Below are 18,831 nucleotides of genomic sequence, written 5' to 3' on the forward strand. Positions count from 1 at the left end.
TGCGCACTGGTGGGCCGGGCCTTGCTTCGCGGCTTCTTCACCACGGGAACCCCTGTTCTACACAGGCCTTCTCGCCGACATGGCTCCTGCGGCCCAGGCGAACCCGCGACGTAGTCGGGTTTTTCCGAGACTCAAGATGTCAACGGTATGGGCGCCATGACGAAGAGAGTCAATGACGGCCGGCCAAAGGCAGCTGCCTTCTTCTGCCTACACATACCGGGGGACCATTCTTCCCCGCTGCCAGGGCAGGCAGGTGCGGAGAGGCTCCGGAGGACGGCTGCCTGCGTCACTCCCACTGCGGATGCGCCAGCACCCGCGCTTCGACCTCGGGCGTGAGCTGCGCGCCATGCGGCGCCCGGGATGACGAGCGCTTCCACCGCTCCAGCCACCGCGCGCCCAGGGGCAATTCCAACGACTCGCGCCGCGTCGTGCCCACCGTCGTCTCGCCCTTGGTCCCCGTGGACACACCGGCCCCCACGAAGAACCCGGCCAGCAGCAACGTGACGCGCGTGGGAGTCGCCGCGCTGTACGTCAGCAGCATCGCCCCGTCCCCGTCCTCGCGGCAGTGCCGGCGCACCCGTGCCAGCACGCCCTCGGTCCACATGTCCGGGTTGGACGCGGGGGAGAACGGGTCGAAGTACACGAGGTCCGCCACCGGCAGCGTCCCGTCCAGGTGCGGCACCGCGTCCCCGAGCAGCAAGCGCCAGCGCACGCCCTCCCCTTCCCACGCGCCGTCGCGCATCAGCGCCTCCGCGGCCTCGCGGAAGGGCTGGAGGAAGGGGAAGCCCGCAGTGTCCGCCAGGGCCAGCCGCAGCGGTGCCAGGTCCACCTCGAAGCTGACCACCTCCAGCGTCCGCCGCTGCTCGGCCCCCAGCTCGCGGGCACACGTGAGCGCGGCCACCGCGTTGGTGGCGGCCCCCAGGCCCACGTCATGGATGACCAGGGGCGGGCCCGGCTGGCGCAGGCGCTCGGCCAGGCGCGGCTGCTCCACGTAGAGCCGCAGCGCCTCCTTCCACGGGCCCACGGAGGGGTGCATCACCTCGCCATGGCCCAGGTGCCGCACGGCGCGCGCGCCATTGCGCAGGGTGACGACCTCGAAGTCCCCGTCTCGCGGATTGACTACCTCTGCATCCGCTCCGCCCCCGCTCACCCGACCTCCTTCAGCGTCACCTCGTTCGCCCCCGCCTCCGCCTTCAGGTCCTTGGGCGTGGCGATGGCGGCCTTCAGCTCGCGGGCCACCTGCTCATAGGTGCCGCCGAGGATGCCCGCGCGGATGCGGCCCATGAGCTTCTGGTAGTGCCGCACGTTGTGCACCGACAGCATGCGCGAGCCCAGGTGGTGCTTGCCGCGCATCAGGTGCTGCAGGTACCCGCGCGTGTAGCGCTTGCACACGTAGCAGTCGCACTCCGCATCCAGCGGCGCGTCGTCCAGCCGGAACACGGTGCGCGTAATCCGCACCAGCCCCTGGAAGGTATAGGCGTAGCCCTGCTGCGCCATCTTCGTGGGGATGATGCAGTCGAACATGTCCACGCCGCGCAGCACCGCTTCAATCAGGTCCGTGGGGGTGCCCACGCCCATGAGGTAGCGCGGCTTGTCCGTGGGAAGCGACGCGGTGGCGCGCGCCGTCATCGTCTCGCGCTCCGCCTTCGTCTCACCCACGGCCAGCCCGCCGATGGCGAAGCCGTCGAAGGGCAGCTTCGTCAGGAAGTCGGCGCTCTCGTCGCGCAGGTTCGGGTACACGCCGCCCTGGACGATGCCGAACAGCGCCTGCCCCGTGTCGTGCTTCGCCTTGGCCTGTAGGCTGCGCACGGCCCAGCGGTGGGTGCGCTCCATGGCCTCGCGCGTGCCGGCCTCGTCGGTGCGCGAGTCGATGCACACGTCCAGCACCATCATGATGTCCGAGTTGATGGCCTGCTGCATGGCGATGCTGGACTCGGGGCTCAACAGCTGCCGGCTGTTGTCATGGAAGCTGCGGAAGTGGGCGCCCTTCTCCGTAATCAGCCGGTCCTCCGGCAGGGAGAAGATCTGAAACCCACCCGAGTCGGTGAGGATGCCGCCATCCCACTGCATGAAGGGGTGGATGCCCCCGAAGCGCTTGAACACCTCGGCGCCCGGCCGGAGCATCAGGTGGTAGGTGTTGGCCAGCAGGATGCTGGCCCCCGTCTCCTTCACCTCTTCGGAGCCCAGGTGCCGGAAGGCGGCGTGGGTGGCCACCGGCATGAACATCGGTGTGGGGAAAGAACCCCGACGCGTGTGCAGGATTCCCGCGCGGGCGCCGGTGGGGTCGGTGGTGACGAGCTCGAAGCGGACGGCCATTGAACGGCCCTTATACCCGCCACGCCCGGCGGGTACCGCATCCATCCACCCGGCCCGCTCCCCCGCCCCCCAGGCCCCCCTCCCCCCGCCAGGGCCTCCTCCCCGCCCCCCGGGCAGCCGGCCAGGGAGCGGAGCCCGGGGGCCTCCCGGCGCCCTGCCCGCCCGGGAAGCGGCATTTTCCGCCCCCTCCCGTGGGTTACATCCGGTCACCGCGAACGGGCTGGGAACGCGAATCACCTTGCTTCTTTGGCCCACCGCGCCATTTCCGCTAGAACGCCGCCGCCATGTTCAACGTCATCAACGTCTCCAAGGCCTACGGGCCCAAGAAGCTCTTCGAGGAGGTCAACGTCACCTTCTCGCCGGGCCGCCGCTACGGCCTGACCGGTCCCAACGGGGCCGGGAAGTCCACGTTCATGAAGATCCTCGCCGGGGACGAGGAAGCGGACATGGGCAACATCATCCGGCCGCGCAAGCTGGGCATCCTCCGCCAGGACCACTTCCGCTACGAGGAGGACCGCGTCCTCGACGTGGTGCTCATGGGCAACCGGGCCCTGTGGGCGGCCATGTCGGAGAAGAACAAGCTGCTGGCCAAGTCGGACATCACCGAGGAGGACGGCAACCGGCTGGGTGAGCTGGAGGGCGTCATCGCCGAGGAGGATGGCTACTCCGCGGAGAGCGACGCGGCCACCCTGCTGGCGGGCCTCGGCATCGACCAGGCCTTCCACGAGGGCCCCATGCGGCAGCTCACCGGCGGCCTCAAGCTGCGCGTGCTGCTCGCCCAGGCGCTGTTCGGCAAGCCCGAGGGGCTCCTGCTCGACGAGCCCACGAACAACCTCGACATCGACTCCATCCGCTGGCTGGAGACCTTCCTCCACGAGTACGAGGGCGTGCTGATCACCATCAGCCACGACCGGCACTTCCTCAACTCCATCTGCACGCACATCGCGGACATCGATTACGAAGCCATCATCCAGTACAACGGTGGCTACGACGACATGGTGCGCCAGAAGTCGCAGCTGCGCACGCGGGTGGAGTCGGAGACGGCCGAGAAGAAGAAGAAGATTCTCCAGCTCCAGGACTTCGTGGCGCGCTTCCACGCCGGCACCCGCGCCTCGCAGGTGCAGAGCCGCATCAAGCAGATCGACAAGCTGAAGTCGGACGACCTGAAGCGCTCCAACATCGCGCGCCCGTTCATCCGCTTCGACCAGAAGGTGCCCAGCGGCAGGCAGACGCTGATGGTGGAGGGCATCCAGAAGTCCTTCGACGGCGTCCAGGTCATCAAGCCGTTCAGCGCGCTGGTGTGCAAGGGCGAGAAGGTCTGCGTCATCGGCCGCAACGGCGTGGGCAAGTCCACGCTGGTGAAGATGATTGCCGGGCAGCTCGAGCCGGACGCCGGGAAGATTGGCTGGGGCCACATGGCCTCGGTGGGCTACCTGCCGCAGGACCACCACGGCGTCGTCCGCAAGGGCACCACCTGCTTCGGCTGGCTGCGTGACTTGCACGACAAGCTCACCAACGAGGAGATCTCCGGCGTGCTGGGCCGGATGCTCTTCTCCGGTGAGGAGCGGATGAAGAACACGGACACCCTCTCCGGTGGCGAGACGGTCCGCCTGCTCCTGTCCAAGCTGATGATCATGCAGGACAACGTGCTGGTGCTGGACGAGCCGACGAACCACCTGGACCTCGAGTCCATCGCCGCGCTGGCCGAGGGCCTCCAGAAGTACGAGGGCACGGTCATCGTCGTCACGCACGACCAGGAGCTCATCTCCGAGGTGGCCACCCGCGTCTGGTCGCTCCAGCAGGGCCAGGAGGTGCTGGACTTCAACGGCCCCTACTCGGAGTTCCTCGAGAAGCACGCCGACGCCGCGGCCCGCCGCCGGTAGCCCCCGGGGACGCAGCCCCTGAAGCACGAATCGCCGCCCGGACCGGGGAAGCACTCCCGGCACGAGGCGGCGATTCGCTTTTCCAGGCTCCAGGCCCGCGCACGATGGGCGCGGGCCCTGGAGGTCGCTACGGGTTGTTGAAGCCGAGCGAGGCCGGCCCCACGGCCCAGTCGCTCGCCATATTGGAGTCACCGAAGGTGACACGCCTCACGGTGGTGGTCCGCTCCCCGTTGGGGAAGGCGGTGTTCCAGTTGACGGAGACGTCGAAGGCGCTCGGGAACGTGGTGTACGTGCAGGGCACGCCGCCGCAGTCGGACGGCAGCCACAGGCCCTCGGCCTGGATGGCCTGGAGCTGGGGCAGGTACGCGGCGGGAGGGTTGGAGAGCAGCGTGTAGACGAAGGCCACCGCGTCCTGGGTGTTCCCCACGGCGTCCCGGATGCGGAACACCCGGTTGTTGTTGGTGACGCCGGCACCGGCACCGTGGAAGTCCCAGGCCGTGTCGTAGTTCGAGGCGTACACGCCCTGGGGGTAGGCCGTCTTGCTGGAGGTCTCCGAGCCCGGGGCGTCCACGCCCGGCGTCGTCCGGTCCGGATTCAGGTGGAGGACGATGACGTCTCCGGTGGCCACGTTGACGTCCGGCAGGGTGGCCAGCAGGGGGTTGGCGAGCGTGGCCTCCACAAGCGTCATTCCGTCCGTGTTGCCCCCCTGGACGACGTACAGCTCCACCAGGTCCCGGCCGAAGTTGGCGCCAGCGATGGCGGGCGCCAGCTCGGTGATGCGCAGCACGGCCGGGGCGGTGTACCCCCGGAAGCTGCCGGCGTTCCCCGTTGGCTCCACTCCGGTGCCCGCCGGGTCCCGCACCGTGGAGGCCACTGTCACCGTGTAGCTCTGGCGGGGCGTCTGGCTGCTGGTGCTCACCCACACCTCGCGCTCGGTGACGACGGTGGCGCCCGTCACGGCCAGGCCAGCAACGGTGAACTGGCTGCCATTGGCCAGGACGCTGCCCACGTCGAGCCGCCGGTCGAAGCGGACGATGACCGTCCCCGGCCCCGCGGCCAGCGCGCCCGTCACGCGGGGGCCCGGGCACACCAGCGAGGTGACCTGCTCCGGCGTCCACACCGAAGGCTGGGTGGTGGTCCCGAAGAGCCACAGCGGGGAGCGGAGCCCCACCGTGCAACCCGGCGTCACGTCGAGTTGCTCCCTCACCGTCTCCACCATGCGCAGCCGGAACAGGTTGGAGTTCGCGGAGCCCTCGGGCACGCCGACCGTCGACAGGTTCGCCTGGGAATGGCCGGTGCCGGCCGTGAAGAACGTCCCGGTGACGGTGCCGCTGAGGGAGATGAGCTCGGCCTCGTACTCCCCCACCACCGAGGGCACGTCCACGTTGCTCACGTTCTGGACCAGCGCGTCCAGCAGGTGGCCGCTGGACAGCACGTGATAGGCGGAGATGTTCGCGCGCACCATGCCGCCGGCCATGCGCTTGTTGCTGACGGTGATGCTCACGCGCATGCCCGCCTGAGGAGGCGGGAAGAGCCCCGTGGGGTCCACCTCCACGAAGATGGCGGGGCCCGCGCGCTCCGCCTGGAGGAAGAAGCCCGCGGGGTCATTGGCGAGGTTGCCGACGCCCGGCTTGACGTAGGTGATGAAGGCGCCATCCACCGACACGAGCACCGGCCCGTCCATCGCGCCGCGCACGACGGCAAGCTGCGCCGAGGCGTCGGCGTTGGAGAAGGGCAGCTCGTAGGCCTCCTGCCGCGCCGCCTCCGCGTTGCCCGCCTGGTCCACGGAGAAGAACCGCAGGGTGGTGGTCTGGGTGAAGGTGAGCGGCTCGGTGTACAGGGGCGAGGAGCCGCTCGGCGCCGTGCCGTCCGTGGTGTAGCGCGTCTCGCGGCAGCCGCTGCCCGTGTCCGAGCATGACAGCGTCACGGTGACGGGGTCCTGATACGAGCCGCCCGCCGGAGTCACCTGCGTCACCGGCGCCACGGCGTCGATGACGTACGACACGCTCTTCGAGGCCTCCAGATTGCCCGCGGTGTCCACGGAGCGGAAGCGCACCTGGGTGGAGGTGGAGACCGTGAAGGGCGCGGTGTAGCGCGTGCTGGCCGTCGACGGCTCGGTGCCGTCGAGCGTGTAGAACGTCCCGGCGCACCCGCTGCCACCGCCGTTGTCCACGCACGTCAGCGTCACGCTCCGCGCGCTCGGGTACGCGCCGCCCGCCGGGCTGGCCGTGGTGACAGGCGCGGTGGTGTCCGAGGAGAACGTGTACGTCTCCACCACCACCGGGCTGGTGTTGCCCACGGCGTCCACGGCGATGAAGGCCAGCGTCGTGTTGGTGGAGACGGTCAGCGCCCCCTGGTAGCGGGGTGAGCCCGTGTCCGGCGTGGCGCCCGTCACGGTGTAGTGGATGGAGGCACACCCGCTGCCCGCGTCGTTGCACGTCAGCGTCACCGTCTGCTGGGTGAAGAAGGCGCCGCCCCGGGGGCTGGCGGCGACGGTGGGCGCCACCGTGTCGATGACGTACGCCGCGGACTTCACCGCCTCGACGTTGCCCACCCCGTCCTGCGAGAAGAAGCGCAGCGTGGTGTTGGCGCTGATGCGGATGGCCCCGGTGTACGCCAGGAAGCTGCCCGTGGGCGCGACCGGGTCCGTCGTATAGCGGATGGAGCCGCTGCACCCCACGCCCGCCCCGTCACTGCACGCGAGCACGACGTCCTGCGCCGCGCGGTAGCTGCCCCCCGCGGGCGTGGCGGTGGTGGTGGGCGGCGTCGCGTCGATGACGTACGTCTCCGACTTCGCGGGCTCGGCGTTGCCCAGCGCGTCCACGGAGAAGAAGCGCAGCGTGGTGTTGGCGGAGATGCTCAGCGGCGCCGTGTAGCGCGTCGAGGACGTCGAGGGCGGAGCGCCGTCGGTGGTGAAGTACGTGGCCTCGCAGGTGCTGCCGCCCGCGTCGGCGCAGGCCAGCGACACCGTCTGCGGGCCCGCGAAGCTGCCACCGCGCAGGCTCGGCGTGGTGGTGGGGGCCGTCCTGTCGAAGGTGAAGGACACCGCCCGGGCCGGCTCCCGGTTGCCCGCCGCGTCCACGGAGAAGAAGCGCAGCGTGACGGACGACGTCACGGTGAGGGCCCCCGTGTACAGGGGCGACGTGTCGCCCGGCGACGTGCCGTCCAGCGTGTAGCGCGTGGCCGCGCAGCCGCTGCCGCCCTGCCCGTCGTCACAGGCGAGAGACACCTGGGTGTCGCCTCCGAACGTGCCACCCGCCGGGGTGGCCGAGGTCAGCGGCGCCGCGGTGTCGATGGTGTACGTCTGCGTCTGCACGCTGCCCGCGTTGCCCACGGCGTCCACCGCGAAGAAGCGCAGGACGGTGTTGGCGAAGAGCTGCACGGGGACCTGGTACTGGGCCGAGTCGCGCGTCGGCGCGAAGCCGTCCGTGGTGTAGTGGATGGTGGCGCACCCGCTGCCGGTGCCGTCATCGCAGGTGAGCGTCACCCGCTGGGTGGTGGCGTACGTGCCGCCCGGGGGCGTCGCGGTGGAGACAGGGCCCGTGGCGTCCAGCGTGTACAGCTCCGAGCCCGGCTCGGACGCATTGCCCGCCCGGTCCACCGCCAGGAAGCGCAGCCGGGTGGTGGCCGTCAGGCTGATGGGCGCGGAGTAGCGGGCGGACGCCTCCGAGGGGATGGAGCCGTCCGTGGTGTAGTGGAGGGCGGCGCAGCCGGAGCCATTCCCGTCGTCGCACGCCAGCGCGACGACGCGCGAGCCGCCGAAGGTGCCACCGCGCGGCGAGGCGGACACCGTGGGCACCTCCGTGTCCAGCACGTAGCGCTCCGAGCGCGTGCCCTCCACGTTGCCCGCGACGTCCACGGAGAAGAAGCGCAGCGTCGTGGTGGCGGAGATGGCCAGGGGCGCCGTGTAGCGCGTCGACGCCTCCGTCGGCACGGTGCCGTCCAGCGTGTAGTGCGTGGCCGCGCAGCCACTGCCGGTGCCGTCGTTGCACGTCAGCGCCACGCTGCGGGGGCTGTTGTACGCCCCGCCCGCCGGGGTGGCCGTGGTGGTGGGCGCGGCGATGTCCTGCGTGCCGGTGAAGGTGTACTGCTCGCTCTTCGCGGCCTCCGTGTTGCCCGCCGTGTCCACGGAGAAGAAGCGCAGCGTGGTGGTGGCGCTCAGCGTGAAGGGCTCGCGGTACCGCGTGGAGCCGGTGCCCGGCGTGGAGCCGTCCAGCGTGTAGTACGTCGCGGCGCAGCCGCTGCCCGAGCCGTCGTCACAGGCCAGCGCCACCGCCACCAGACGGGTGAAGCTGCCCCCCGCGGGCGTGGCCCGCGTCGTGGGCGCCGCCGTGTCCTGGGGAGTCGGATTGGGGTTCGGGTCGGTGCCGCCACCGCCACAGGCGCTCACGAGCTGTGCGACGAGCAGCGCCGCGACACAGCGGAGCGACCAGGAAGGATTCAGGGACATCATGGCTCCAGGATGCAGGGCGGCCCCCTCCACCTCGGAATTGCGTTCCGCGAAGACGTGTCCGAGGAGGCCGTGACGGAGCAACGGATTGAACGTTGCCCATCTGACAGCCGCGCAGGGTGTCACCCGGCCGGGGGCCGTCGCAAGCCGGTGCACTCACGGCGAAAGCACCTGCCGGGGTCCGTGCCCACCCGGCACTCCCTCCCCTGGGTGAAGGCGCCCGGAGAGAACGTCACGGACGCTCGCCCACGTCCCGGAAACGCGACACGGCCGTGCCCGGACAGCGACTCGCCTGCTCTCCGAACGCAACGAGGCCCCGACCCCATCGCGCGAGGTGCGCGAGGGAGCCGGGGCCCTTCGGGAAGACGACGCCGCGCGGCTACCGCGCGGTGTTGCGGCGCACGAGGAACAGGCCCAGGCCCAGGCCGGCGGCCCAGCGCGCGGCGGCGGCCAGCGGCGTCTGCCTCAGCTTCGGCGTGGCCGTGGCCGGTTGCCCGGTGCGCGGGTCCAATGCGGGCCGGAACTCACGCGAGCCGGGAAGCTGGGCTCCCCCCGCCTCCAGCTCGCCCTTGGTGGCCGTCACCACCTTGCCATCCTCCGCGTCCTTCGAGCCGGGCGCCTTCCCGTCGGGAGAGCGGTGCTCGAGGATGGCGTTGATCTCCGCGCCCAGCAGGATGACCTGCGCCGAAATCCACATCCACAGCAGCATGACGATGACGCCGCCGATGGCGCCGTAGTTCACGTCATATTTGCCGAAGTTGGCCACGTACTTGGAGAAGCCCCACGAGGCAATCACCCAGATGAGCACGCCCACCACGGAGCCCGGGGTGATGAACCGGAACTTCTGCTCCACGTCCGGCAGCACGTAGTACAGCACCGCCCAGAGGAACATCACCACCAGGCCGGCGGTGGGCAGCCGCAGCCAGGTGAGCACCGGCCCCGCGGGCCCGAGCTTGTCCGCGATGACCGGGGTGACGATGATGGCCGACGCCGCGACGATGGCCACCGCCGCGCCACCCAGCGTCACCAGCAGGGCCACGCCGCGAGTCTTCCAGAACGGCCGCGACTCCTTCACGCCGTAGACGGTGTTCAGCGAGTCCATCAGCGCCACGATGCCGCTGGACGCCGCCCAGACGGCGCCCACGCCGCCGATGGTCAGCAGCCCCACCGGGTTGCTCTCCGCCAGCGCGTTGATGCGGTCTCCCAGGATGGTCGTCACCTCCTTGGGCGCCACCTTCTCCAGCTCCTGGATGAGCGTCTGCGCCTGGGCGGGGTCGATGATGATGCCCGCCAGCGACACCAGGAACAGCAGGAACGGGAAGAGCGCCAGGATGGCCCGGAACGTCAGCGCCCCCGCGACATCCCCCACGTCGTCGCGCGTCCACTCCGCCTTCAGGGCCTTGAAGAACTCCAGCCAGCCCATTCCCTTGCCCGGGAGCACCATTCCGCCGCCTCCTCACAGGTGTTGTGACCTGGGGAACGATGCGCATTCCCCACACCTCCCGGAGCCTCCCCGCGCCGGGCCACCGCCTGGGCGCCCGCAGGGCAGGCGGGCCTGGGCGCCTGTAAAAGCTACCTTCCGTGGAAAACAGAGGTGGGGTCACCCTGTCCCCCCTAGGCACGGGAGCGTTCATTGGCGTACACCGTGGGAGGGCGGCTCGCGGGGAGCGCGGGCGGCCCTCCCCGAGGACGCCATGTTCGTCACCTGTCTGCTGAGTGTCAGCCTGGCCCTGACCGCCAGCGCCGCACCCGGATTGCCTCCTGGCACCCAGGCCGAGGCCCCCGCGCACACGTTGTGGCTCGTCCAGGCCCTGTATCCGGGACAGGACGCGCTGGTGAAGCGCACCGAGGACGGCATCGTCGCGCTGCTGCCCCAGGACGTGAAGGCGCGGCAGGTCATCGGCCGCGGGGCGCTCGCGGGCTTCCTCCAGGGCCGCAATGGCGACCTGGCGTGTGTCTCCGGCGAGGCGCGCTGCCGCGAGCCGCTGGAGACGTACCTCGGCTCGCTGGGGCTGGAGCGGGTGGTGCTGGTACAGGTCGGCCAGGACGACGCCGGCTACCGCTTCCGTGCCGTCAGCGTGCGCTCGGACACCGGCGCGCGCGCCCAGGCGGAGACGGCCAACCCCGCCTTCGAGAAGGCGCTGGCCGGCGTGCTGGTGAAGTTCCTCTCCCTCAACGCCACGGTGGACGCGGTGACGCAGCCGCCCGGTGCCACCGTCTTCGTGGACGGGGTGAAGGTGGGCACCACGCCCTTCTCCACCGAGGTGCTCCCGGGCGAGCACACCTTCCGCTTCGAGCTGGCCTCGCACCTGCCGAAGGAGGAGACGCGGGTGGTGGCCTCTCGCGAGCAGGTGCGGCTGCGCCCCGCGCTGGAGAAGGTGCCCGCGCGGCTGGTGGTGAAGGCCTGGCCGGAGGGCACGCACATCCTCGTGGATGGCAAGCAGGTGGGCACGGACGCGGTGGACCAGGGCATCCAGCCCGGCACGCGCACCCTGTCGCTGGTGCTGGAGGGCTACGAGCCGCACGACGTGAAGGCGGAGATTGCGCCCGGCGCGACGTACTCGCTGGAGCACACGATGAAGCCCACGTCCATGCAGGCCTTCAAGCTGGCCATGCGCCGGCGGCAGGCTGCCACCATGGCGCGGCAGAGCTACCTGGAGGCCTCCTACGAGATGCTGAGCCTCACCGGCACCGGCGTGGAGACGCAGCCCATGAGCGCCTCCGCGGACCTGAAGGCCGTCCGCACCCTGGACGTTCGCGCTCCGGGCTCGCGGAAGATGATGGGCCTGGGCATCGAGTACGGCCGCTACGGCCAGTACTTCGGAGTCCTGCTGGTGGGCGCCACCTACTACACCACCGGCGACACCTGGACGATGGGCGTCAGCCTTCCCGACGGGGCGGCGGGCGCCTGGGTAGACCGGGTGAGGCAGGACGGCGACTCGCTGGGGGCGAAGGCGCGGATGCTGTCGGTGCGCGCGCTCCAGCCGCAGCTTCGCTACGTGGTGGGCCCCGTGTCCTTCGCCATCCAGGCGGGCCTGGAGGTCCGCGGGCTGCAGCTCGAGGAGCAGAACCGCCAGGACGGCGACCCGTTCGACGACGGCTTCTACGCGGTGGACCTGCACGCGTCCGGACAGGCCACCGCGCGCATCTTCATCTACGAGGGGCTCTACGCCTCCGCCGGCTACCAGCACGGCTTCACGCTGCTGAAGAAGATTGCCGGCACGAGCAACCTGCGGGGAGGGCTGGGCTATGCGTTCTGAACCGCGTCGCTGGGTGCTGATGGGTGCGCTGCTCTGGTGCGGCCTGGCCGCGGCCGAGCCGCTGGTGGGCTCCTCGGTGGGCAACGCCGACGCGCTGGTGGCCGAGGGCACGCGCCTCTACAACAAGAAGCGCTACGCGGACGCGTCGGGCCTGTACCTGAAGGCCACGCGCGCCAACCCCTCGCTGCTGCCGGCGTACCTGGGCCTGGCCCGGGCGCGCCTGGGCGCGAAGGAAGTCCCGGCCGCCTGCACCGCGTACCGCGCCTACCTGCGCAGCGCCCCCGACATCCAGGACCGCGCCAAGGCGCAGCGGGAGATGGAGCTGTGCGAGCGCCAGCTCAAGGCGTGGCGCAAGAAGAAGAAGAACAAGGTGCCGCCGGACCTGACGGCGCGCCACGTGGAGCTGAAGGCCGGCTTCTTCGCCGCGCTGGAGGACGGGAAGCTGGTGGGCCCCGACTCCGCGGGAGAGATGCTGACCACCCTGGTGTCGGAGGGCTACCTGGGCATGGACCTGGGGGAGATGGGCCACCGGCTGAACGCCGCGAGCCGCGCGGCGACGGACGACCTGCACCGCCGCGCCCTGGCCGGCGAGACGCTCCCGCCCCAGCAACTGAACGAGGCGCGCACGCTGTTCGACCTGGCGCGGGACACGGGCGAGCCCTCGGCCCAGGCGACGGCGCAGGCGCCGTTCCTGGAGGGCCTCGCGGTGCTCCAGGCGGGCGACTCCGCCCGGGCGCAGGGCCTGTTCGCGAAGGCGGCGGCGGCGGCGCCGGACCGCACGGAGTACCGGGTGTGGCGTGCCGCCGCGCTCCAGCGGGGGGGCGACCTGGGCGGGGCCCTGGCGGTGATGGAGGCGGACCTGCCGACGGACTCGCGCACGGACGTGCTCCGCGCGGAGGTGGCGAAGCGCAAGTCCCCGGAGGCCGGAGCCCGCGAGCTGGAGCGCATCCTCTTCCAGCGCTACCCCACGGCGGCGCGCTGACATCATGGCCCTCTACATCTGCCAGCGGTGCGAGGCGCAGTACGAGACCTGGGGCGGCTCATGCCCCGCGTGCAGCGGCACCGAGCTGCTGACGGTGGCGCAGCCGGTGGACCGGATGCTGGGCCGCATCGTCCACGGCCGCTACCGCATCCTCCGCAGGCTGGGCCAGGGCGGCATGGGCTCGGTGTACCTGGCGGAGCAGGTGGGCATCGGCCAGCAGGTCGCGATGAAGTTCCTCAACAGCGGCCTGTCGTTGGACCCGGACGTCGCGCGGCGCTTCCTCAACGAGGCCAAGAGCTACGCACGCGTGGCGCACCCCAACGCGGTGACGCTGCACGACTTCGGGCAGGACGAGGAGGGCACGCTCTACATCTCCATGGAGTACGTGGAGGGAGACGACCTCAAGCGCCTGCTGGCCAACGCGGGGCGGCTGGCGGTGCACGAGGCCGCGGACATCATCCTCCAGGTGGCGGACGTGCTGGCCTACGCGCACGCGCGCCAGGTGGTGCACCGTGACTTGAAGCCGGAGAACGTCATGGTCCGGCAGGGCATGCGGGGCTGGCACGTGAAGGTGCTGGACTTCGGCATCGCCCGCATCAGTGACGGCGCCACGAGGCTGACGGTGCAGGGCGCGGTGGCGGGCACGCCCCGGTACATGTCTCCCGAGCAGGCCATGGGCCTGGACGTGGACGCGCGCGCGGACATCTACGCGGTGGGCGTGGTGCTCTTCGAGCTGCTCACCGGGCACCAGCCCTTCGACGGGACGAGCGTCGCCGAAATCATGCAGAAGCAGGTGAACCAGCCCATGCCCCACCTGGGGGACGTGGTGCCGGACCTGCAGCTGCCGGCCATCGACGCGGTCATCCAGAAGGCGACGGCGAAGAAGCGCGTGGAGCGCTACGCGACGATGGAGGCCTTCGCCTCGGACCTGAGCAACGCGCTGCCCACGCTGACCAACCGCAAGCCCATCAGCGGCGTGAATCCGGTGGTGAAGGGCGCGCCGGCCGAGGAGAGCAGCTCGGGCACGCTCGTCTACGGCGATGGCTCGGAGGCCACGCTGGTGCGGGGCGCCGCCGTCGTCCCCAAGCCGGGGCACGGGGGGCAGTACAACACGGGCCGGATGGCGCCGATTCCGCTGACGCAGCCCGCGCCCTCGGCGCAGGCCGGCTTCGACAAGACAGCGCACGCGGCCTCGCCGTACGCGCCGCCGAAGCGCTCACACACGGGCCTGGCGATGGGCATTGGCATGGCCGCGGTGCTGCTCCTGGGCGGCGCCGGCGTGGTGGCCATCCGGGGCCAGGGCGGGGCGGTGTCCCCTGCCCCGTCCACGCCAGGGCTGGAAGCCGCCGTCGCTCCGGAAGCGCCCACGTCGCCGGCGGGGCACCCTCCGCCGGACGGGCACCCGCCACCGCCCAGGCACCCGCCGCCGCCCGGGCACCCGCCGCCGCCCGGCCCCCCGCCGCTGGCCGGGCACCCGCCGCCGCCCGGGCACCCGCCGCCAGCCGAGCCCCCGCCCCCGTCCGAGCCCACGGAGGAACAGGCCGTGGCGAACACTGGCTCCGAGGAAGCACAGCGGGAGCGGGCCAGGAATCGGCTCATCGAGATTGGCGACGACTTCGCGAACGGCGAGCTGGACAAGGCGCTCCAGAAGTTCGAGCGGGCCCGGGAGCTGGAGCTGGACGCCGTGGAGCCGAAGCTGGCGGAGCTGGGCCGGAAGATGGAGGACGTCTCGAAGCGGCTGGCCCGTGCACGTGGCATGGAGAATGACGGCGACTGTGAGAAGGCCATCAAGCTCTACAAGGCGCTGAAGAAGGACTACGCCAGCCGCACCCCGACAGACAAGGGCATCCGGCGCTGGGCAGTCCAGGGCCTCCAGCGCTGCCAGGACAACCTCCCGCCCGAGACCGCCAACTAGCCCGAGGGCTTCCGGCCCTCGTCCGTCCATGCCCGGCACCCGAGAGATACGCGCCGACCACGACCGCGTATCCATCGTGATGTACCAGGCGTATCCGGACGCCATCGCGGACGTGGCGGTGAAGCAGCAGAAGTTCGGCCCGCCCTTCTCGGTGGGCCGGATGACGTGGATAAAGCCGAGCTTCCTGTGGCTCATGCACCGCTCGAACTGGGGCCGCAAGAGCGGGCAGGAGCGGACGCTCGCGGTGCGCATCCGGCGCGAGGGCTGGCACGAGGCGCTGAGCCTCGCGGTGCTCACCGCCTTCGAGCCCCGCGTCCACGGCACGCCCGAGGCCTGGCGCCGCGCCTTCGAGTCCGCGTCCGTCCACGTGCAGTGGGACCCGGAGCGCACGTTGCGAGGCGCCGGCCTCCCGCATGACAGCATCCAGGTGGGCCTGGGGCGCACTGTCATCTCCCGCTTCGTGGAGGCGTGGACCGTCTCCATCGAGGACCTCACACCGCGCGTCCAGAAGATGCGCCGCCTGCTCGACGAGGGGCGCGCGGACCAGGCCGCCCGCCTGTGCCCGCCCGAGCGCGTCTACCCCGTGCCCGTGGAGCTCGCGCAGCGCCTGGGGATGTAGTCCGACGCGAGGCGCTGCCCATTCAGTGCGCCTTGAGGATGACGTGCCCGCGCCTCGGTGGCCGGAGTCCTCGCCTGGGGACGCAGCGGCCGCGCCTCGGGGGCCGGAGTCCTCGCCTGGGGACGCAGTGCCCGCGCCTCGGGGGCCGGAGTCTTCGCCTGGGGACGCAGTGCCCGCGCCTCGGGGGCCGGAGTCTTCGCCAGACGGAGTGCCCGCGCCTCGGGGGCCGGAGTCTCCTTCGCGCACCAGGGCACGCCAGAGGGCACGCGCCGGGGCAAGCACTTCGGCTTCGCCCACCTTCTCGCCCTGCTGCGCCGCGCGCGCCAATTCCAGCAGCGCGCCCCACACCAGCCCCTCGCCCAGTTGGGCACAGCCGGGTGCCAGCGCCCCCTCATGCGCGCCCTTCTCCAGCACCTGGCGCACCAGCGCCCGCGTCGCCCCACCGTACGACTGCTGCGGGATGAGCGCCCCGGCCACCCGTGGCGCGGGAGCGGGGGGCGAGTGCGGCCCATACGCCTGCGCATGCCAGTGCAGAAAGGTGAAGTTGAAGAGGCCCGGATGCCTCAGCGCCCACCTGGCCAGCTCCCACCAGAAGGTGAGGAAGGCCTGGGCGAAGTCCACCCCCGGCCTGCCGTGCTTCAACAGGAAGGCCACCTCCACGTGGTAGCTCAGCTCCTTCTCGGTGAAGTCGCGCACTGCCAGAGCCAGGCCCAGCTTGCTGCCGTAACGCCGGTACAGCGAGCCCACCGACATCCGCATGGCCTCGGCCAGCCCCGCGGCCTGCACGTTGTCGTAGCCCCGCCGCGCCAACAGCGCCGCCGCCTCGCGCATGGACTCGGCGTGCATCATCTCCAGGAAATCCATCCCCCTCCCCCTTCCCGCCCCTCGGGCGATTGGCTGCCGCGAACGAGACGTCCTTCCGCTTCGCTCCCCTCGGGAGAGGAGCCTCCGCGGAAGGAACGTTCCTTCCACCGGCACCTGTCTACCGGGTGGGTCCGACATCGGGTGACTCCTCCGGCAACGCCCCGGGTGGTGGGCCCGACACCGGGTGGCTCCCCCAGCAACGCCCTGGGTGGTGGGCCCGACATGGGGTGACGCGCCCAGCAACGCCCCGGGTTGTGGGCCCGACACCGGGTGACTCCTCCAGCAACGCGCCGGGTTGTGGGCCCGACACCGGGTGACTCCCCCAGAAACGAGCCGGGTGGTGGGCCCGACATGGGGTGACGCGCCCAGCAACGCCCCGGATGGTGGCCCCACCATGGGGTGACTCCCCCAGAAACGCCCTGGGTGGTGGGCCCGGCATGAGGTGACGCGCCCAGCAACGCCCCGGATGGTGGCCCCACCATGGGGTGACGTCCCCAGAAATGCTCCGGCCTGTGGGCCCGACATGAGGTGACGCCCCAGCAACGCCCCGGGCAGTAGGCCCTTGCGGCTCTCCGGGAGCAGCGGTGTTTCGCCCGAGGGCCATGGGAGCCTGGCGAGGCCCTCCGGAGTCGGCGCGCTTGGATGTGCCACGCGGAAGGCGAGCCCCGGCGAAGGGGCTCCGCAACCAACACCTGTCGGCCAGGCCACCCGGCAGGCCTTCCCAGCGAGAGCGCTTCGGCGGCCTGCCGCGTTCCGCACTCCCGGCCGGATGCGCAAGTCGCGTCAGAGCCGGGTCATCCCGCCATCAACGACGATTTCCTCGCCCGTCATGAAGGAGGAGTCCTCCGAGGCAAGGAACAGCGCGGCCCGGGCGATTTCCTCGGGCCTGCCCATGCGCTTCAGCGGAATCCGGGCGATGAGGGCCCGCTCGATGGCCGCCACGTCCTCGGGTGCCCGCCCGCCCTTCGAGATGATGCCCGAGTCCGTCGGGCCCGGGCTGACGGCGTTGACGCGCACGCCGTACTCCAGGAACTCGGCCGCGGCCGTGCGAGCCAGGGAGCGCAACGCGGCCTTCGACGCGGCGTAGGCGCTCGTCCCCGGCATGCCCATGCTGTTCGTCATCGAGGTATTGAGGACGACGGTGCCGCCCCGGCGGAACACGGGCAGCGCGGCGCGAAGCGCGAGCCACGGCCCCTTCACGTTGATGCGGAAGACTTCGTCGAACGTCGCCTCGTCCATGGAGAGCAACGGGGCGGACCTTGAGATTCCAGCGTTCAGGAACAGCACATCCAGCCCGCCGAGCTCGCGCTTCACGTACTCGAACAGGGAGCGGACCTGGGAACCGTCGGCCACGTCCGACTTCACCACGTCGGCGATGCCCCGTAGCTCGACGCGGGCCCTCTCTACCGATTCGGCTGTCGAGCCCGTCACCACCACCCGAGCTCCCTCCTCGTGGAACAGCTTCGCGGCCGCGAGCCCGATTCCGCTCGTCCCGCCCGTGATGACCGCCACCCTTCCCTCCAGCTTCTTCGCCATGACCCGCTCCTTTTTCAGACCAATCAGTCTATTAACGGCCGAACGAACGCGTGCCCCCGCCTCCGGCGGTCAGCACCTATTCGAGCGCTTGCAGTGAGATGCGAGCAATGTCGCGGAGCGCCGCGGATTTCGGGTCCGCCGTGGCGGCAACGCGGAGCCCCTGGAGCGCGCCCACGAGGAAACGAGCGAGGGCCCGGGTGTCCTTGGAAGGCGCCAGCTCGCCCCGCTCACGCGACTGTTCGAGCGCGCGGAAGAAGATGGCCTCCAGGCCCCGCTGCCGCGCCGCGATGCTCTTCGCGAGCTCACGGTCATGCGGAGCCAGTTCCACCACGGCGCTGACGCCCATGCAGCCGCGACGCTTCTCGGACTCGCTCTCGTCGACGATGCTCTCGAAGATGTCCCGGAAGGCGCGCGTCACGGAAGGCGCGGTCTCCAGGCACGAGCGCAGCTGGTCCACCCGGTGGGTCTCGTACCGGTCCAGCGCCTCGAGGAACAGCGCGTGCTTGTCGCCAAAGGTGTCATAGAGGCTCTGCCTGGCGATGCCCATGGCCTCGAGCAGCTCGCTCAGCGACGTTGCCTCGTAGCCCTTGTCCCAGAAGACCTGCATCGCCCGGTCGAGCGCTTCCTCACGGTCGAATTCCTTGGTCCGCGCCATGCCGTCATGGGTAATGAATCCGGACCATCCAGTCAATAAATACGGCCTCCGCTCCGCCGGGGCGGCCGAATCGGCGAGGACAGGTCAGCAGGCCAGCCCGTATTCCAGGCAGCGCGGTGCGAGAGTCCCAGGCCTGGGGCCTGGAGTGCTTCGTGTCCTACCTCACGGGCGTGAGCCGGGCTCCGACAGCTGGGAGTCCCACCAGCGCGGCAGGCTGTCATCCGCGGGGAGTGAACAGCCTGTCCGCTCCTTGAGGAGCCTGATGGCGTAGAGGTGCTGTCTGGCGAGGAGCAGGGAGTCCACCGCTTCGAGCGCATCCGCTGGGAGGGCCTGGGTGATGCGATTCGTCAT

The 18,831-nt window shown here is 70.9% G+C and carries 12 protein-coding genes and 1 pseudogene; 5 read left to right on the forward strand and 8 right to left on the reverse strand.

What is annotated here, in order from left to right; genetic code table 11:
- Positions 1-286 precede the first annotated feature (286 nt).
- Together G4D85_RS34520 and tgt are read right to left on the reverse strand one after the other, a co-directional pair.
- Positions 287-1,150, reverse strand: coding sequence for a tRNA (5-methylaminomethyl-2-thiouridine)(34)-methyltransferase MnmD (locus G4D85_RS34520; protein ID WP_164018343.1), 864 nt, complete (start codon positions 1,148-1,150; stop codon positions 287-289).
- Positions 1,147-2,316 carry a tRNA guanosine(34) transglycosylase Tgt gene (gene tgt / locus G4D85_RS34525; RefSeq protein ID WP_164018344.1) on the reverse strand — a complete coding sequence of 390 codons (1,170 nt, stop codon included), beginning with the start codon at positions 2,314-2,316 and terminating at the stop codon, positions 1,147-1,149. Before tgt ends, G4D85_RS34520 begins: the two co-directional genes overlap by 4 nt.
- A gap of 284 nt (positions 2,317-2,600) precedes the next feature.
- Here tgt and G4D85_RS34530 point away from each other — a divergent pair, with 284 nt between their 5' ends.
- The gene (locus tag G4D85_RS34530) at positions 2,601-4,199 is read left to right on the forward strand and encodes an ABC-F family ATP-binding cassette domain-containing protein (RefSeq protein WP_164018345.1); all 1,599 of its coding nucleotides are present in this window, start codon (positions 2,601-2,603) and stop codon (positions 4,197-4,199) included.
- Between the two features lie 127 nt (positions 4,200-4,326).
- On the opposite strand, the gene G4D85_RS34535 is transcribed toward G4D85_RS34530, so the two are convergent.
- Together G4D85_RS34535 and G4D85_RS34540 are read right to left on the reverse strand one after the other, a co-directional pair.
- Complete coding sequence (locus G4D85_RS34535) at positions 4,327-8,649, reverse strand: chitobiase/beta-hexosaminidase C-terminal domain-containing protein (protein ID WP_205525837.1); 4,323 nt, start codon at positions 8,647-8,649, stop codon at positions 4,327-4,329.
- A 379-nt stretch (positions 8,650-9,028) separates the two neighbouring features.
- Positions 9,029-10,093, reverse strand: coding sequence for a YihY/virulence factor BrkB family protein (locus tag G4D85_RS34540; protein WP_164018347.1), 1,065 nt, complete (start codon positions 10,091-10,093; stop codon positions 9,029-9,031).
- 250 nt (positions 10,094-10,343) lie between these two features.
- On the opposite strand from G4D85_RS34540, the gene G4D85_RS34545 reads away from it, so the two are divergent.
- From G4D85_RS34545 to G4D85_RS34560, 4 genes are read left to right on the forward strand one after another with little or no spacing between them, the layout of a single operon-like run.
- Positions 10,344-11,909 (forward strand): PEGA domain-containing protein, encoded by a 1,566-nt coding sequence (locus G4D85_RS34545; RefSeq protein WP_240359660.1) that lies wholly within the window; start codon positions 10,344-10,346, stop codon positions 11,907-11,909.
- The gene (locus tag G4D85_RS34550) at positions 11,899-12,891 is read left to right on the forward strand and encodes a tetratricopeptide repeat protein (RefSeq protein ID WP_164018348.1); all 993 of its coding nucleotides are present in this window, start codon (positions 11,899-11,901) and stop codon (positions 12,889-12,891) included. Before G4D85_RS34545 ends, G4D85_RS34550 begins: the two co-directional genes overlap by 11 nt.
- 4 nt (positions 12,892-12,895) lie before the next feature.
- Positions 12,896-14,806, forward strand: a complete 1,911-nt coding sequence (locus tag G4D85_RS34555; RefSeq protein ID WP_164018349.1) for a serine/threonine-protein kinase — start codon at positions 12,896-12,898, stop codon at positions 14,804-14,806.
- A gap of 28 nt (positions 14,807-14,834) precedes the next feature.
- Positions 14,835-15,425, forward strand: coding sequence for a DUF4291 domain-containing protein (locus G4D85_RS34560; protein ID WP_164018350.1), 591 nt, complete (start codon positions 14,835-14,837; stop codon positions 15,423-15,425).
- A 705-nt stretch (positions 15,426-16,130) separates the two neighbouring features.
- Here the strand turns inward: G4D85_RS34560 and G4D85_RS50885 are convergent.
- The 4 genes and pseudogenes from G4D85_RS50885 to G4D85_RS34585 all read right to left on the reverse strand — a co-directional run.
- A pseudogene (locus G4D85_RS50885) lies at positions 16,131-16,814 on the reverse strand (helix-turn-helix domain-containing protein); the annotation flags it as partial.
- A 258-nt stretch (positions 16,815-17,072) separates the two neighbouring features.
- Positions 17,073-17,825, reverse strand: a complete 753-nt coding sequence (locus tag G4D85_RS34575) for an SDR family oxidoreductase (protein WP_164018352.1) — start codon at positions 17,823-17,825, stop codon at positions 17,073-17,075.
- A gap of 76 nt (positions 17,826-17,901) precedes the next feature.
- Positions 17,902-18,480, reverse strand: a complete 579-nt coding sequence (locus G4D85_RS34580) for a TetR/AcrR family transcriptional regulator (protein WP_164018353.1) — start codon at positions 18,478-18,480, stop codon at positions 17,902-17,904.
- A 162-nt stretch (positions 18,481-18,642) separates the two neighbouring features.
- Positions 18,643-18,831, reverse strand: coding sequence for a hypothetical protein (locus G4D85_RS34585; protein ID WP_164018354.1), 189 nt, complete (start codon positions 18,829-18,831; stop codon positions 18,643-18,645).

The organism is Pyxidicoccus trucidator (genome assembly GCF_010894435.1).
GTDB lineage: Bacteria > Myxococcota > Myxococcia > Myxococcales > Myxococcaceae > Myxococcus > Myxococcus trucidator.